Raw genomic sequence first — 15,506 nt, 5'->3', positions numbered from 1 at the left:
GCCGGTCGTCGGCTCCCCGGCTCAGATGACGACGCCGGACTGGAGAATCGCGATCAACACGGTCAACACCGGGATCGCCAGCAGCGTCGTGAGGAACACGCAGGTCGAGACGTACTCGGAGACAAGCACCCCGTCAGTGCGGGCGCTGCCGGCGAACTCGATGGCCAGAATCAGCGGCGTCACGGCGGCCGGCATCGCCGTCTCGAGGACGAACACGCGCGCGACGGTCGGGTTCTCGAAGCCGACGAGGAGCGCGATGCCGAGACCGACGACGGGCGCGATCACCATCTTGAGCGCCGTCGCGGGCCACGCACGGGAGACCGCCGAGGCGGTGTCGGCCCGGGCGAGTTGGATGCCGAGGATGAGCAACATGAGCGGGATCGAAGAGTCGCCGACGAGCTGGAGCGTCTCCATCGCCGCCGCGTCCGCGGGCGGGACCAGATCCAGCGCTCGCGCGATCAGCGCCGCGATAACCGCGTAGACGAGCGGGATGTAGAACACCCGCCGGACGCCCTCGAGGCCGGCCGAGCCGCTGCTCCGGGAGGCGACGTAGACGCCGACGGTGTACATCAGCACGGACTGGACCGAGAGAAAGAGGACCGCGGTCTGGCGGCCGACTTCGCCGAACGCGAAGTCGGAGACGGGGATGCCGAGGTTCCCCGAGTTGGTGAAGATCGCGACGAGGACGAGCCCGCTCAGCGCCGGCTCTCGCTCGCCGGTGGCGCGGCCGACGACTTCGGCGATCCCCCACATGGCCGCGGTAAAGACACCGATACCGACCGTCACCCGGAGGAGCGTCGACGCCGCGAGTTCGGTAACGGCGAGGCTGTGAAAGACCAGCGCGGGTGCCAGTACGTAGACCACGGCCGTGTTCAGCGGCTCCGGGTTGATCTCCTTGACCGTGGCCAGTACGTACCCGACGGCCGCGATAGCGACGATCGGCCCGACCGCGGAGCCGAAGATCGCGACGAGGTCCGCCATCGGTCAGCGCTCGCCTCCGCGGCGAGCCGGTCGACTCGAGCAAGCCATCGATCGGGCGACAGTCGCGTCCTGCATTACGCGGCGTGATACTCCCCGGACGTGATATGTGGCTTACGATTGCGGACACGGTATCCGTGGGCGATTCCCTCGAGTCGGGAGAACGGGGTCCTTAACTCCGTGAGACCCCAAACGGGGCCAATGAGTGAATCGCGTGCGTTCTGTCCCCGGTGTGGGGACCCAGTTCCCGAGCGGTCGGCGAGCGACGCGAACGATCCGTTGCGGCCCGGTGCGGAAGTCGAGCTCTGTGACGCCTGTTACTTCGAGGACTTCGACTTCGTCGACGCCCCGGACCGGATCGACGTTCGCGTCTGTTCCCGGTGCGGTGCGGTCCACCGGGGCAACCGGTGGGTCGATGTCGGTGCGGAAGATTACACCGACATCGCGATCGAGGAGGTCAGCGAGGCGCTCGGCGTCCACGTCGACGTCGAGGACGTCGCGTGGCAGATCGATCCCGAGCAGGTCGACCAGAACACGATCCGGATGCACTGTTACTTCACGGGCGTCGTGCGGGGAACGCCGGTCGAAGAGCAGGTGACGGTACCGGTCAAGATCGCCCGCCAGACCTGTACCCGGTGTGGACGGATCGCCGGCGACTACTACGCCAGCATCGTCCAGATCCGCGCCGAAGATCGGACCCCGACGACCGAGGAGATCGACCGAGCGAAAGAGATCGCGAACCAGATCGTCGCCGACATGGAGGCCACGGGCGACCGCAACGCCTTCGTCACCGAGGTCGGCGAGACCGACGACGGGCTGAACGTCAAGGTCTCGACCAACAAGATCGGGAAGAAGATCTCGAACAAGATGATCGAGGAGTTCGGCGGCACCGTCAACGACGCCGAGACGCTGGTCACGGAAGACGAGGACGGCAACGAGGTCTATCGGGTCACATTCGCCGTCCGCCTGCCGCCCTACACTCCCGGCGACGTCATCGACCTCGCCGACGACGACGGCGGCCCCGTCCTCGTCCGCAGCGCCCGCGGCAACCTCAAGGGCGTCCGCGTGACGACCGGCGAGCGCTACGAGGCGAGTTACGAGGAGGGGAATTCGCCCGAGGCGCGCAGGCTCGGCGACCTCGAGGACGCGGCCGAAGCGACGGTCGTCACCGTCGAGGACGACAACGCGGTGCAGGTACTCGACCCGGAGACGTTTCAAGCCAAAACGGTCTCGCGGCCGGACTACTTCGATCCCGGGGTCGAGACCGTGCCAGTCCTGAAGAGCCGCGCTGGGCTGCACATTCTGCCCGACGAGGGCGACGAGAGCAATGACTGACGAGGACGCGGCGGACCCGTCGACAGACGACGCCCTCGAGCCCGCGGTCGACGAGGTCCTCGAGCGGGCGACGGCCGACGGCCCGCTGGCCGCGGTCGTCGAGAAACCCCGAGCGGAGGCGGCCGCCGAGTCGCTCCGCGCCGAGGGGGTGTACGACGATTCGCGGCGCGTGCGCGAAGACGGCCCCGACAGGGTCGCGCTCCCGGTCACCGAGCCGCCAGCCGAAACCGACGTGCTCGAGGTCGTCCGGCAACTCGAGCCCGAGCCGCGGAATCCGGATCTGGAAGCCCTGCTTGCCGATCGGGGCTGGAGCGACGCAGACCTCGAGTCGGTGCCGGGCTCGTGGGCGGTGATCGGCTCGGTGATCCTCGTGACGGTACCCGAGGGCTGTCCCGACGAGGCCGAACTGGGCGAGGCGCTGCTCGAACTCCACGGCGAGGCCGACAGCGTACTGGCCGACGAGGGGATCGCGAACGAGGGTGCGGCAGGCACCTTCCGCGAGCCCCGCACCCGGCTCATCGCGGGCCAGCAGGACACGGAGACGATCCACACCGAGCACGGAACGCGGTACGGACTCGACCCCGCGACGGTGATGTTCTCGCCGGGCAATCAGGCCGAGCGCGTTCGGATGGGCGACATCGGGAGCGCCGACGAGCACGTCTTCGACATGTTCGCCGGCATCGGCTACTTCACGCTCCCGATGGCCCGGGCCGGCGCACGGGTGACCGCGACCGAGATCAACCCGACCGCCTTCCGCTACCTGCTCGAGAACGCCGTGCTCAACGACGTCGGCGACCGGGTCGACGCCTACATGACCGACTGTCGGGACCTCGCCGGGGAGATCGAGGCCGACCGGGTCGTCATGGGTTACTACGGCAGTTCCGACGGCTCGAGGGCCGAGGACGAGAGCCCGGACCACGGCTCGCGAACGGACGAAGCACACGACTTCCTCGAAGACGCCCTCGCGGCGCTCGTCCCCGGCGGCGTCGTCCACTACCACGAGGCGACCCCCGAGTCGCGGCTCTGGGACCGGCCGCTCGAGCGACTCGAGGCCGCCGGCACCGCCGCCGGGCGCGAACTCGAGGTACTCGAGAAACGCCGCGTAAAGAGCCACAGCGCGGGCGTCGCACACGTCGTTGTCGACGCCCGGTTCGCGTAGCGGGTCGCCAGCGGCCCGCGACGGGCTCGCGGCGGCGGTCGTGAGATTGATACACGCGGAGCGAATCCCGTTATCTATGGACAAGAATCAGCTCATCGCGCTCGTCTTCGCGGTTCTCATGGTGTCCTCGATGGTCGCGTGGGGCGCGACGGCGATCTTCTGAGGCCCCGACTGACCGCTGGCTCACAGTCCCACAGAACGGACACACTGGGAAACCAGAAACAGCGAGCCAGCTATTCTCATCCCGAGTCCGTATCGACGACGGCCTCGAGTGTGCTGGTCGAGGGGAACCGGCATTCCGTTCGGGGAAGCCTGCCCCTCAAGGGGCGCGAGGCTGTCAGTACGCCCGTGAGCAGCAACTCGATCACAAACGAGAGCGACACGTTCGAAATCGGCGATTCGACCGTCCACCGGCTGGGATTCGGCGCGATGCGGCTCACCGGCGAGGACATCATCGGTGCGCCCGACGACGAGGAGCTCGCACGCGAGGTCGTCCGACACGCCGTCGACTGCGGTGTCGATCTCATCGACACGGCCGACTCCTACGGCCCCGCCGCCAGCGAGCGCCTCATCGGCGAGGCGATCGGCGACCCCGAAGACGTGTTGGTCGCGACCAAGGCCGGACTCCTGCGCAACCGCGACGGCGACTGGATCGCCCACGGCGATCCCGATTACATCCGGAATCAGGCGCTGACGTCGCTCGATCGGCTCCAGACCGATACCATCGACCTCTACCAGTTCCACCGGCCCGACGACGAGGACACCCCCTTCGAGGACTCCGTCGCGGCCTTCGCGGAACTCAAAGACGAGGGCGTCGTCGACGAGGTCGGCGTCAGCAACGTCTCCGCCGAACTCCTCGATCGAGCCCGCGAACAGGTCGAGATCGCGACCGTCCAGAACCGGTACAACCTCGACGACCGCGGGAGCCAAGAGGTCCTCGATATCTGTGACGACGAGGGCATCGGCTTCATCCCGTGGGCTCCGATCAACGGCGATGACCTGGACGAACACGGCGACCTCCTCGACGAGATCGCCGCGGAACACGACGCGACGCGCCGACAGGTCGGGCTGGCGTGGCTGCTCGAGCGTTCCGAGGTCATCCTCCCGATCCCGGGCACGTCGGACCCGGACCACCTCGAGTCGAACGTCGCCGCCTCGCAGTTCTCGCTCGCCGAAGACGAGGTACAGCGACTGACCGAAGCGGCGGACTGAGCCGCTCCGGTTTCGATTGCTGCCGAGTCGTTCGTCGACTCGAGTGACATCGCGGCCGTTAGCCGTCGAGTTGAGCGGCGAGACGCTGGGAGAGCGCGGTGAGGTAGAACGAGCCCCAGACCGCGGCGACGACGGCCCCGACGACGTCGTAGACGAGGTCGACGATCGTATCGTTCAGGCCGTGTTGGGCGACGACGGCCTCGATACCGAGTTGCTGTGCGCTCCAGTCGAGGGTAAACTCAAGCAGCTCCCAGGCGACGCCGAAGGCGAGGACGAAGACGAGGATGAACGCGAACAGCATCGCCGGCGGGAAATAGATCTCGTCGGTGTGGAGGTCGATCGCCCGGACGACGGCATACCCCGCCGCGGCGACGATCGACGCCGAAATCGTATGCGTCAGGCTATCCCACGAACTGATAAGCGCGTACAGACCGGCCGAGCCGAGCGCGTGAAGAAACACCGCTGCGGTGAGCCAGAACACGAGCCCCGGCTCGAGCGTGAGCCGGTAGTCCCGCTCGAGGATGGCGGGGAGGAAGGTGATCCCGAGCGCGATGGCGGCGTTCGAGACCGTCGTCAGATCGAGGGTGACGAACCCGTACAGCAGGAGGACGGCGAGGGAAACCTGCATGACCCGGGAGAGCCCCCGAACAACTGCTTCTGGGGCGTCTAGCTGATCGCGGATCAGCGTCGGGACGGGGTCCGGTTCGGAATCGGGGGAGGTCTCCCGCGGCGTCGGCGTCCGCTGGGTCTCGATAGCATCTCCGTAGGATCCGAAGTACCGGCTGAAGACCACGCCCGCGAACAGGCCGGCGATCGCCGCGTACGCGAAGTTGACCATCAGGTCGTGGTTGGCCACGTCCTGTGACCGCCCGTCGAGAATGTAGTTCGTCCCGAATGTCACGTCGGCGAGCCACTGGGCGACGTGCCACGCGCCGGCGACGGCCAGCGTCGTGAGTACGACCAGCACGACCGCGAAGGCGTGATTCATACGGACCGCGGTGAACCGATCGATCTCGACGGTGACGACGAGCGCGATCGCGGCGACGGCGACGTAGATCGCGATCGACGTCAGAAACGTCTCGCCGAGGACCGTCGCGTCGACGACGGGGAGCAAGACGAGGACCAGCAGTTCCCACGGCGGCATCACGAGCGGATCCCGAAACGCGGCGGCCGGGAGCAAGACGATCGCGACCGCAAAGCCGGTAAAGGCAAGCCAGCGGTACGAATCAGCGAGCCCGTGATTGAGTGCGAGCACGACGAGCGCGACCGTGATTACCCAGGCGAGCGCCGCGTTCTGCTGCGTGTTGCCGAGCATGCCGCCGTGCTGGGTATCCGCCATACGCGCGGTACGGGCCGGCGCTCCTAAACGCGGGCGCATGACAAAGCCGCCGACCGGTCCAACTATTCGCCCATCGTTTTCGTCCGTAGGCTTCATCGAACGGGAGGATTCCGTCACAGGAGACACTCGGCTGGATCGTCTATTTCCGTTCTCGATCGATAGGAGCGCGCGGACGGACCTCTGTCTGGGGATACGGTCAGTCGCGGGTCCGAGAGAGTCGCGCCCGAACACTGATACCTCGACCTCGTAATGTTGTCGTATGGTTTCGTGTGACAGTATCGAACACGGCCGGGCCCGCGTCAACGGAACGAAACTGCACTACGTGACCGCCGGCGCGGGCCCGCCGCTGGTGTTGCTCCATGGCTGGCCACAGACGTGGTACGAGTGGCGAGACGTCATTCCCGCCTTAGCCGACGACTATACCGTCATCGCACCGGACCTCCGCGGGCTGGGCGACTCCGAGACACCCGTTTCGGGGTACGACAAAGATACCGTCGCAACCGACGTCCGCGAACTGGTTTCCCACCTCAAGTTCGACGGCGAACCAATCGCGCTCGTCGGCCACGACTGGGGGATGCCGACGGCCTACGCGTACGCCGCCCAGTACCGCGACGAGGTACGCGCACTCTGTGTCCTCGAGGCGGGCCTTCCCGGGATCAACGAGGACGGGAAACGAAAGCTCTGGCATACCCGCTTTCACGGCGTCCGCGACCTCCCGGAACGGCTGGTTGCTGGCCGGGAACGGCTCTATCTCGACTGGTTCTACGGGGAAGGGGCGTATGACCCGTCTGCGATCGACGACGACGCCCGTGACGAGTACGTTCGCTGTTACTCGCAGGCCGGCGGCCTGCGGGGCGGCTTCGAGTACTACCGCGCGTACGAGACCGACGCCGAGCACAATCGGGACCACGCCGAAGACCTCCTCGAGATTCCCGTTCTCGCGCTCGGCGGCGAAGCCTCTTTTCGCGAGCTCCCGATCAGGGACATGGAACGGGTCGCGACCGATGTCGACGGCGAGGTCGTCGAGCGTGCCGGCCACTGGATCCCGGAGGAACGACCAGACTACTTCGTCGAACGATTGACCGAATTTCTCGAAGATGCGGCGTAAACGAGTCGTCCTTGACAACCGTAGAACTCGAGTTCAGTACTGTTCCTGTACCGCGTCGATCTGACACTGGATGCAGTGGTCGTCGGCGACACAGGCGATGTTGTCGTACGGGCAGTCGTACTCCTCGACGTCGACGGAGAGGCGACGTTTCGCGTGCTCCCACTCCGTCGCCCAGTCGTCGATATCCATCCCGGCGGAGGTAAAGACGACCTCGCCGTCCCGGTCGACGATCTTCGCGACCGTGACCGAGCGGTGGTGTTCCTTGACGACGGCGATCGCGTCCTCGTACGATGGACAGCGAACCCGCTCGGTTCCGCTCTGGTCGTCTAACAGCCGAACGACGATGGAGCCGTCGTACTCCTCCGTGGGCTCCAATCCGCGAGTCATGTCTGCTACTGACGGAACGATATATAAAAACCTGCGCGTCAGCGAACCGGTTCGTCCTCGAGCTTCGATCGGTCCGGGTGCGAGAACCGAACCACGCCGAGACGTGCCCGCTGCGCGCGACTCGTCTGGTTCGATCTCGCCGTCCAGCTTTGCCACTCTGCCCGATGGACGTCGTGAAAAAGCCCGGGTGCGAGAACCGAACCGAAGGGAGAGGTTCCTGCTCACTCCGTTGCGCGGGCTGCCTCTCCCAGGGTTCGATTCTCTGAGGATTTGCGCCGCTCACGGATTTGTTCGCGGCGACAAAGTCCGGGTGCGAGAATCGAACCCGCGTCTCAGCCTCCACAAGGCTGAAGGATAACCACTACCCCAACCCGGACACGCGTACAGGTTATCCTACGGCCGGTTGGACTCAAATACGTTACGACTCTTCGATACGGTGTGGGGAGCCATACCGCGCGATTCCGGCCGCCGCGTGCGGGTCGGACTCTCTCGTCGCACTCGTGTCCGCTCGCGACCGGGACGTTTTTCGACCCACAGCCCCTAGGATCGCCAACGCGTGGCTATCACCGACAAGATCTACATCAAGAACCACCGGCAGCTCAGCTCCCAGCTCGAGACGAATATCCCCAGGGGAGCGTTCAAGGGCGCGACGCTCGACATGCTCTTCCAGGGTGACGGCCTCGAGAAACTCGACGACGCGACCCGCGATCGGGTGCTCGATTTCACGCAGGATTTCCTCGACTGCGGGTGTGACAACAATCCCTACTGTGGCTGCCCGGAGCGGAAGTTCATCAAGTATCTGCTCGAACTACGCGCACAGGGGCTCGGGCCGGACGCGATCGTCGACGTGATGACCGACGACTACATGGTGTATGCCTATTCGGGCGACGTGCTCTCCTTCCTCGATAACGGCGTCCGCACCCTCGAGGCCGCGGAGGGCCTCGCTCGCGTCGACGGCGCGGATGAGAAGTACGACGAGATTCGGCAGGCGAAACGAGAACTCGAGCGATAGAATCGACCCGCCAGTCGCCGCTATTCGTCCGTATCCCAAACGTCCGCCAACGGACTCGAGCGAGAGGATCGTCCCGATCGACTCGAGCGCGACGACGATCGGCCGTCGCGGCCGCCGGAGTCTGCCTCGTTGGCTCGTCCTCGACTCGCAGTTCCAGAGCCCGAACCGGATCGACCGCCGGTTCCCGACGCCGTCCCGTCCAGCGCCGACCGCGGCTCGAACGCCGGCAGGTCCGGCCGCTCCATGCGGTCGACCTGCGCCTCGAACCAGTCCGGCATGTCCGTCTTCGCGCGGTCGAACAGGTCCACCAGACTCGAGTCCGCGAGATACGTCGCCCCGTAGTCGTCGGGCGCGCGGACGACCCGGCCACAGCCCTGAATGACGGTTCTGAGCGCCGTGCGGTAGTACCACGCCCACTGGCCCTCCTCGAGTCGGTGGGCCACCCGCGAGTCGCCGGTGTTGAGGAAGGGGGCCTTACAGAGGACCTGCCAGCGACAGAGGTCGCCCTTGAGATCCAGCGCTTCCTCCATCTTCACCGAGAGGAAGACGTCGGGGTCGTCGCTGGCTTTCCACTCCTCGAGGGCGGCGTCGCGGCCGTCGCGGTCGTGAGTCCGAATCCGGTCGCCGACGCCGAAGTCCCGCAGGAGGTCGGCGAGGCGCTCCTGAATGTTGTAGGAGTGGGCGTGTACCAGCCCCTTCTCGTCGGGGTGGTGTTGCATCAGCCGGACGATGGTGCGGGCGATTTTGGGCGTCGTTTCGTCGCGCTCCTCGTAGGTCATCTTCCCCTGTGTCACGTCGTACAGTGGCCGGTTCTCCACGGGGAACGTGTGTTCGACGTCGACCAGCGCGACATCGTCGGGGTCGAGCCCGACCTGTCGACAGAACGCGGCCTTGTTGAGGATCGTCGCCGAGAGCAGCGCGAACTTGTTGCCCCGATCCCAGACGGTGTGCTGGAGGTACTTCTCGGGGTTCATCGGCTTGATCGTCAGCGGGCCGCCCTGCGGTTCGTCACTCTCAGCATCGCCATTGCGTGTGCCCGACCGCAGTTCGGACTGATCGACCAGCCACGTTGTCGGACTCTGGGGATCGCGGTAGTCCGAGACGAACCACTCGAGTTCGCCGATGAGTTCCTGCAAGCGGTCGCGTTCACGCACCTCGCCGGGGGATAGCGAGTCCTGTGCGAGCAGTTCGTCCTTGCGGCGCTCACAGGTGCCGGCGAGGTTCTCGGCGTAGCGGACAGCGCGTTCGATGCCGTCGATCTCGGGGACGCGGAGGTCGTCCCAGAACGAGACGGTTCGCGGGCCGAGCTGGATGGTCGCGTACATCTCGGCCCACTCGGCGAGGCCGTGGGCCTCGTCGACGACGACGACGTCGCGTTTGCGGAAGACTTCGCTCCCGGCGGTCTGCATGAAGTAGGCCAGCGTCATCGCCGCGATTTCGCGGTTCGACGCGATGGCCCGGTCCGAGAAGTACGGACACCGGTGTTTGACCGAACAGTCGTAGCCCCGCTCTCGCACGCAGGGGGCCTGATTGACCGGCGTGTCGCGTTCCTCCGGCAGGATGCAGGTGTAGTTCGATTTCCCGCGGATGACGTTGAGATCGGCCAGTAAGTCGTCGGCCGCCACGTCGTCCAACTGGGAGACCTGCGGGGTCGTGTAGTAGGCCCGGGTGGCGTCGCTGGGGTCGCCCTCGTCCGCGCGGCGGGCACACCCGGCGACGGCGCGGGCGAGCAGGGACTTGCCGCTGCCCGTCGGCGCGCGAACGAGCACGACATCGTTGCCGGCCGCGAACGCGTCGCGAATGTCGCGGAGGGCCTGCTGTTGGGTCCCGCGGTAACTCGGCGCGGGAAACTCCTCGAAGATCCGCTCGGGATTCACCGTTGGACTCACGGGGCGGCCGCGTCCTAAATGCTGCGGACCGTTGCGGCCGGTGCGAGATCTTCGAACCACGGACGGCGATATGAACGTCGAAACCACCGGCTACCGTCGGGTATCGCCCACCTACGGGAGACGATTGGCTGTCAGCGAGCGGGTAATCAGCTGATTACAAAGACGAACTCCGCCGTCGGATCGAGGTGCGGAAGGGTCGCTCAGCGGTAGAGCACCGCGGTGCCACTTGGTTCCGCGGCGGCATTTCGCCCCGTGGCGTTCAAATCCCACCCCTTCCGCTCACGGTTACGGTATGCCGTGGACGGCTACGGGCCGTCATGCTCGCATCGCCACGGCGCAGTGCGCCGTGACCGTCACACTCGCCTCCACGCTCCGCTCCGACATTTTTGCGGCCGACGACTGTGGCCGAGTCGCCACGATCGATGCTAGAGCACGCCGAGTTGCGAGGTCTCCTCGTCGACCTGCTCTAACCGCTCGATGTCCTCGACGGTGGGATAGTCCGGCAGCGCCTCGATACAGGGATAACACAGCAGGTGCGACGATCCGTCCTCGAGTTCCAGCGTCATCGCGGTCCCGACGGTGCCGGCGTCGGTGCCGAACGACCAGAGGTTGGCGATCCCGCCCGACACCGTGACCGTTCGGCCGCAGCCGTCACAGGAATCCTTCGACATACGGTGGCGTGGGTGGCCGACGGTGAAAGTCGTTCTCCCGTCGGACTCGGTCGGGGCGCTCGAGCCCCCGCGGCGGCGCGAGCCCGCACAGCTGTTATAGGCCACAGCGGCATACCGCCGCCTATGGAGGTGAACTGCGAGGGCTGTGCGGGCTGTTGCATGGACTGGCGGCCGCTGCTCGACGGCGAGGACGACGCGACGGCCGCCACTCGAGGTACCGACGCCGAAACCGAGGGCAAGAGCGAGGCCAGTTACCGACGCAAGCGACGCCGCAAGCCGTTCGGCGAGCGCGACGACGACCGGGAATCGGCTCGTGAGCCGCTCGACGACGACGCGAACTTCGTCCCCTTGACCCGCGACGAGGTGCGGGCCTTCCTCGAGGTAGGGATGGCCGACGCGCTGACGCCGCGGTTCTGGGACGCCCGCGACGAGCGTTCAGGCGATGCGTCCCCCGGAGAGGACGAGGGCGATGGTGAGGGCGTCGACATCGACGACCACACTGTCGCCGCCATCGCGGGCCGACCGGTCTTCTTCGTCGGCCTCCGAAAACCGCCGAAACCGGTGGCCCCGTTCGGGCGCGAGGAGCCGACGTGGCTCTCAACCTGCGTCTTTCTCGATCCGACGACGCTGCAGTGTCGGATCCACGGGAGCGACCGTTATCCCGACGAGTGCAGGGCCTACCCCGAACACAACCTCGCACTCGAGCAGGCGACGGAATGCGAACGCGTCGAGGCGGCGTTCGGCGGTGATCGGCTGCTCGAGGCCGATCACGACGATCCGGACGGACTGTTGCTCGGTTCACAGGCGATCGGCGCGAAACTCTTCTGCCACCCGGAGCCGGCTGCTCTCGAGGGGATCATCGACCGAGCCGCAAGCGGCGACCTCACGCGGGCGGATCGAGCGGAAGCCATCGCGGTCGCCGCCGGCTCGAGTCCCGGAACGCTGGCGATCTCCGACCATCACTACGAGCGGGCGAAAGCACAGGTGCTCGAGAGGACGGACAATGACGGCGACTCGACCGCTGCAGAGGAGACGGCCTGGGTCGGCCCGGCGATCCGCGACTGGACCCGGCGCTACCGGGCGGCCGGCGAGACCGTTCCGTCACCGACCGTCGCCGACATCGTCGAAACGGATCGCGGCGCACCCGAAACACCGGGCTGGGACGACCTCGAGTGACCGGTTCGACTCGAGTTCGGTTGAGTTCGTCGGAATTCGACGGCGGACGTACTCGAGCGCAGTTGGGACTCGGAACGACTGGACTGGACACTCACCCTGCGGAAACCCCGACGAAAAGAGGAGGAGAAGCCCACCGTCGGTCGGCACTAGTCCGACTTCATCTGTTCGAACCGGTCGAGCAGTTCCTCGGTGGAGTCGCCGGAATCGTACTCGACTTCGCCGCGGTAAATCGTCCGCTCGTCGTCGAAATCGGTGTCGACCTTCGAGGCTTGTTGTTCGCGGCGCTCGTGTTCGTCTTCGTCATAGGCACCCATTGGCATGGTAAGTATAGACATGGTAGGGCCGTCGCGATTATTAATGTAACGGTCTATCACATCCGCTGATCGCGTAAAACGTATCGCGGTTCCCGTAACGATTACACGAATTCGGCGTCGAATCGGACGATTCGTGCGACAGGTGACAACGAACGATATATGCGTCCCCGCGGCGTAATACCGCCCGTGGCACGGCCGCTTCGCTTTCGCTATTCGCCCCAGTCGTGGAGCGACGGGCGAGTACGACACGACATTCTCCAGTCGCTCCAATCGAACATCGGTGCCCAAGCCGTCTCGCCGTGGTTCAAGATCGGCGGCGACTGGCAGACACACCGCTTCGAGATGCAAAACGGCGACATCTCCCTCTTTGCACGCACCGACTCGGAAGCCTACTGGATGGGCAACACCGAAACGCCCTCCGCGCTCTGGAAGACTGATAAGTTCGGCTGGCGGGAAGTCCCCTACCACGTCTCGCGGTGGGCCCAACGGGAGCTGACCGCGACGCTCCACGAAGAAGACCCGTGGCTCGCCGATTACCCGCACCTCTCGTGGTTCTTCCTGCCGGTTTTCATGTCCAAAGACGGCCGTCACTCGACTCGAGCGTTCTTCCGCGAGCACGCCGCCGGCTTTCCCGATGCCGGCCGGCGAGAGACCACTCGTTTCTTCGAGGAATTCCTCCAGAGTGGCGTTCTCGACGAGTACCGACACGTCATGTCGGGCAAGCTCGGAACCAGCGACCACGTCGACCGCGTCCGGATGAGCGCCGCGATGGCCGAGTTCATCGCCGCGAAGATCCTCACCGACGCGGGGTACGGCGTCGTCCCGGAGATCGAAGTCACGACCGGGCACTCGCTGGATTTCCGGGCCGAACGCGGCGAGACCAACGTCCTCGTCGAAGTCACTCGCCCGCAACCGCCGGGCAACCGCGCCGCCTCGGGTCCCGTGGCGGCCGTCCGCGACACCGCCGAGACCAAGACCAACGGCCAACTGGCCGAACACGGCGGCGGCGCGGTGCTGTTCGTCGACTGCTCGAGCTTCCGAGACGATTCGTGGAGTGCGGTCCGCGGCGAACAGCCCGACGTGCGCCACCGCCCCGCAGTCGTCTACCGCGTCCGGCCGAACGGCCACGTCGAGGGGTATCGGAAGGGCGCGGTCCCCCTCGAGTTGGGCGACGCGATGGAGTTTTTGGACTGAATCGATCGCTACCGCGCTCGATACTGTCGGCTTCGCCGTCCTCTCACTGCCTGCGACGAGGTGGGGTGTATTTGTACTATGACATAGTTAATCATGTACATGCGCGCAGCAGTCCTCGAGGAGCACGCGGAACCGCTATCGATCGAAGAGGTCGACGCCCCGGAGCCGGCACCGAACGGCGCGGTCGTCGACGTCGAAGCCTGCGGCGTCTGCCGGAGCGACTGGCACGGCTGGCAGGGCGACTGGGGATGGCTCGGACTCGAGACCCAGCCCGGCCAGATCCTCGGCCACGAGCCCGCCGGCCGGGTCATCGCCGTCGGCGACGATGTCGAGCAGGTCTCCGAAGGCGACCACGTCGCGGTTCCGTTCAACCTCGGCGACGGTGTCTGCCCGCAGTGCCAGCGGGGCCACTCCAATACCTGTGAGAACGTGATGCCGCTTGGCTTCATCGAGGAGGCACAGGGTGCCTTCGCCGAGCAACTCCACGTTCCCGTGGCCGACCATAATCTCGTGAAACTCCCCGACGGCGTCTCCTCGGTCGACATGGCCGGGCTCGGCTGTCGGTTCATGACCTCGTTTCACGCGCTGGCACACCGCGCCGATATCGGTGCCGGCGACTGGGTCGCGATCCACGGCTGCGGTGGCGTCGGCCTCTCTGCGGTCCACATCGCCGACGCGCTGGGCGGCAACGTCGTCGCGGTCGACCTGAAAGACGAGAAACTCGAGAAAGCCGAGGAACTCGGGGCCGTCGAAACGGTCAACGCCGAAGACGTCGAGAACGTGCCCGGCGAGGTCACATCGATCACCGACGGCGGAGCCGGCATCGCAATGGACGCCCTCGGTATCGAAACGACCAGCCAGAACTCCGTAATGAGCCTCGGCACCCGCGGCCAGCACATCCAGGTCGGACTCACCACCCAAGACGAGCAAGGGATGATCACCCTCCCATCGGACGCGATGGTCATGAGCGAAATCGAGTTCATCGGCTCGCTGGGCATGCCCCCGACCCGCTACGACGAAATCTTCCGCATGGTCGCGACCGGCAAACTCGAGCCCGAAGCCGTCGTCTCCGAAACCATCGGTCTCGAGGACGTCAGCGACAAACTCGAGTCGATGACCGACTTCGAAACGGTCGGGATTCCAGTCATCGACAATTTCTAGAACCTAAATTTTGCTCTGCGGGCACGGCTTCGCCGCGCCCTCGGCAAAATTTAGTATAAAAGCACTCCTCCTTCCGTTCGCTCGCGATGCTCGCTCACATCAGTCGTCGGCCCGCTCGCTCCCTACGGTCGCTCGCGGGTGCTTGCGGTGACCGCAGTGTTGAACGCAAGTAGTCGTACCGAGCGCGCCGCTGGCGCGCTCGGCCTTTTTTAATCGAATTTTTTTGGCGGGGTTCGAGCGAGCGAAGCGAGTGAGGACCCCGTGAAAAAACTTCGTTCCCTAGAACGAAACCGCGTCGGGCGAGTACGGGCTGCCGACCGGGGTCGGATCGCGGTCGCTGTAGCCGACGCGGCCGATGGCCTTGTTGCTGACGGCGGAGTAGACGGCAAAGCGCGCGTCCTCGGCGTTGTCGAAGGTTTCGGACTCGAGGCGGGCGAGTACATCGGCGACCGTCTCGCTACCGTTCGGGAGTTCGAGGGTACGGTCGCCGTACTCCTCGATCAGTTCCTCGGTCGTGGCGGGGTACTCGTGGTCGTCGATGACATCGCCGGTGCCGTTGAGCAGCATTACA

General features: G+C 65.8%; 16 protein-coding genes and 2 tRNA genes. 10 read left to right on the top strand and 8 right to left on the bottom strand.

Annotation, left to right across the window (positions count from 1 at the left end; translation table 11 throughout):
- Window positions 1–21: 21 nt before the first annotated feature.
- Window positions 22–981: an AEC family transporter gene (locus tag C489_RS14910; RefSeq protein ID WP_006432144.1), complete on the bottom strand. Its 960-nt coding sequence runs from the start codon at window positions 979–981 to the stop codon at window positions 22–24.
- Window positions 982–1,179: 198 nt separating this feature from the next.
- Between C489_RS14910 and C489_RS14905 the strand changes: the two genes are divergently transcribed.
- From C489_RS14905 to C489_RS14895, 4 genes are all read left to right on the top strand, one after another.
- On the top strand, window positions 1,180–2,313 hold the full coding sequence (locus C489_RS14905; protein ID WP_006432143.1) for a 60S ribosomal export protein NMD3: 1,134 nt from the start codon (window positions 1,180–1,182) through the stop codon (window positions 2,311–2,313).
- A complete protein-coding gene (locus C489_RS14900; protein ID WP_006432142.1) occupies window positions 2,306–3,472 on the top strand; it encodes a class I SAM-dependent methyltransferase in 1,167 nt (388 codons plus the stop codon). Before C489_RS14905 ends, C489_RS14900 begins: the two co-directional genes overlap by 8 nt.
- 40 nt (window positions 3,473–3,512) lie before the next feature.
- Complete coding sequence (locus C489_RS22885) at window positions 3,513–3,635, top strand: hypothetical protein (protein WP_275039578.1); 123 nt, start codon at window positions 3,513–3,515, stop codon at window positions 3,633–3,635.
- A gap of 185 nt (window positions 3,636–3,820) precedes the next feature.
- Window positions 3,821–4,684, top strand: coding sequence for an aldo/keto reductase (locus C489_RS14895; RefSeq protein ID WP_049890930.1), 864 nt, complete (start codon window positions 3,821–3,823; stop codon window positions 4,682–4,684).
- Window positions 4,685–4,742: 58 nt separating this feature from the next.
- On the opposite strand, the gene C489_RS14890 is transcribed toward C489_RS14895, so the two are convergent.
- A complete protein-coding gene (locus C489_RS14890) occupies window positions 4,743–6,023 on the bottom strand; it encodes a hypothetical protein (RefSeq protein WP_006432140.1) in 1,281 nt (426 codons plus the stop codon).
- Between the two features lie 259 nt (window positions 6,024–6,282).
- Between C489_RS14890 and C489_RS14885 the strand changes: the two genes are divergently transcribed.
- Window positions 6,283–7,131 (top strand): alpha/beta fold hydrolase, encoded by an 849-nt coding sequence (locus C489_RS14885; protein WP_006432139.1) that lies wholly within the window; start codon window positions 6,283–6,285, stop codon window positions 7,129–7,131.
- Window positions 7,132–7,164: 33 nt separating this feature from the next.
- Here C489_RS14885 and C489_RS14880 read toward each other — a convergent pair whose 3' ends face one another.
- Together C489_RS14880 and C489_RS14875 are read right to left on the bottom strand one after the other, a co-directional pair.
- On the bottom strand, window positions 7,165–7,518 hold the full coding sequence (locus C489_RS14880) for a hypothetical protein (protein WP_006432138.1): 354 nt from the start codon (window positions 7,516–7,518) through the stop codon (window positions 7,165–7,167).
- A 304-nt stretch (window positions 7,519–7,822) separates the two neighbouring features.
- Window positions 7,823–7,894, bottom strand: a tRNA-His gene (locus tag C489_RS14875).
- A gap of 180 nt (window positions 7,895–8,074) precedes the next feature.
- On the opposite strand from C489_RS14875, the gene C489_RS14870 reads away from it, so the two are divergent.
- The gene (locus tag C489_RS14870; RefSeq protein ID WP_006432137.1) at window positions 8,075–8,530 is read left to right on the top strand and encodes a DUF5814 domain-containing protein; all 456 of its coding nucleotides are present in this window, start codon (window positions 8,075–8,077) and stop codon (window positions 8,528–8,530) included.
- A 20-nt stretch (window positions 8,531–8,550) separates the two neighbouring features.
- Here the strand turns inward: C489_RS14870 and C489_RS14865 are convergent, their stop codons facing one another.
- Complete coding sequence (locus C489_RS14865; RefSeq protein ID WP_006432136.1) at window positions 8,551–10,407, bottom strand: helicase C-terminal domain-containing protein; 1,857 nt, start codon at window positions 10,405–10,407, stop codon at window positions 8,551–8,553.
- Between the two features lie 201 nt (window positions 10,408–10,608).
- Here C489_RS14865 and C489_RS14860 point away from each other — a divergent pair.
- Window positions 10,609–10,697, top strand: a tRNA-Gly gene (locus C489_RS14860).
- A gap of 147 nt (window positions 10,698–10,844) precedes the next feature.
- On the opposite strand, the gene C489_RS14855 is transcribed toward C489_RS14860, so the two are convergent.
- Window positions 10,845–11,090, bottom strand: coding sequence for a DUF7561 family protein (locus C489_RS14855; protein ID WP_006432135.1), 246 nt, complete (start codon window positions 11,088–11,090; stop codon window positions 10,845–10,847).
- A gap of 123 nt (window positions 11,091–11,213) precedes the next feature.
- Between C489_RS14855 and C489_RS14850 the strand changes: the two genes are divergently transcribed.
- Window positions 11,214–12,266, top strand: a complete 1,053-nt coding sequence (locus tag C489_RS14850; RefSeq protein WP_049890916.1) for a YkgJ family cysteine cluster protein — start codon at window positions 11,214–11,216, stop codon at window positions 12,264–12,266.
- A gap of 146 nt (window positions 12,267–12,412) precedes the next feature.
- On the opposite strand, the gene C489_RS21620 is transcribed toward C489_RS14850, so the two are convergent.
- Window positions 12,413–12,586: a DUF5786 family protein gene (locus C489_RS21620; protein ID WP_006432133.1), complete on the bottom strand. Its 174-nt coding sequence runs from the start codon at window positions 12,584–12,586 to the stop codon at window positions 12,413–12,415.
- 180 nt (window positions 12,587–12,766) lie between these two features.
- Here C489_RS21620 and C489_RS14845 point away from each other — a divergent pair, with 180 nt between their 5' ends.
- Window positions 12,767–13,774, top strand: coding sequence for a DUF5784 family protein (locus C489_RS14845; RefSeq protein ID WP_006432132.1), 1,008 nt, complete (start codon window positions 12,767–12,769; stop codon window positions 13,772–13,774).
- A 99-nt stretch (window positions 13,775–13,873) separates the two neighbouring features.
- Window positions 13,874–14,935 (top strand): zinc-dependent alcohol dehydrogenase family protein, encoded by a 1,062-nt coding sequence (locus tag C489_RS14840; protein ID WP_049890928.1) that lies wholly within the window; start codon window positions 13,874–13,876, stop codon window positions 14,933–14,935.
- Between the two features lie 279 nt (window positions 14,936–15,214).
- Here C489_RS14840 and C489_RS14835 read toward each other — a convergent pair whose 3' ends face one another.
- Complete coding sequence (locus C489_RS14835) at window positions 15,215–15,502, bottom strand: DUF5789 family protein (RefSeq protein WP_006432130.1); 288 nt, start codon at window positions 15,500–15,502, stop codon at window positions 15,215–15,217.
- Window positions 15,503–15,506: the final 4 nt, after the last annotated feature.

Source organism: Natrinema versiforme JCM 10478 (genome assembly GCF_000337195.1).
GTDB classification, from domain to species: Archaea; Halobacteriota; Halobacteria; order Halobacteriales; family Natrialbaceae; genus Natrinema; species Natrinema versiforme.
Note: the sequence above shows the minus strand (reverse complement) of the source record. Positions and strands in the feature narration are given on the sequence as shown.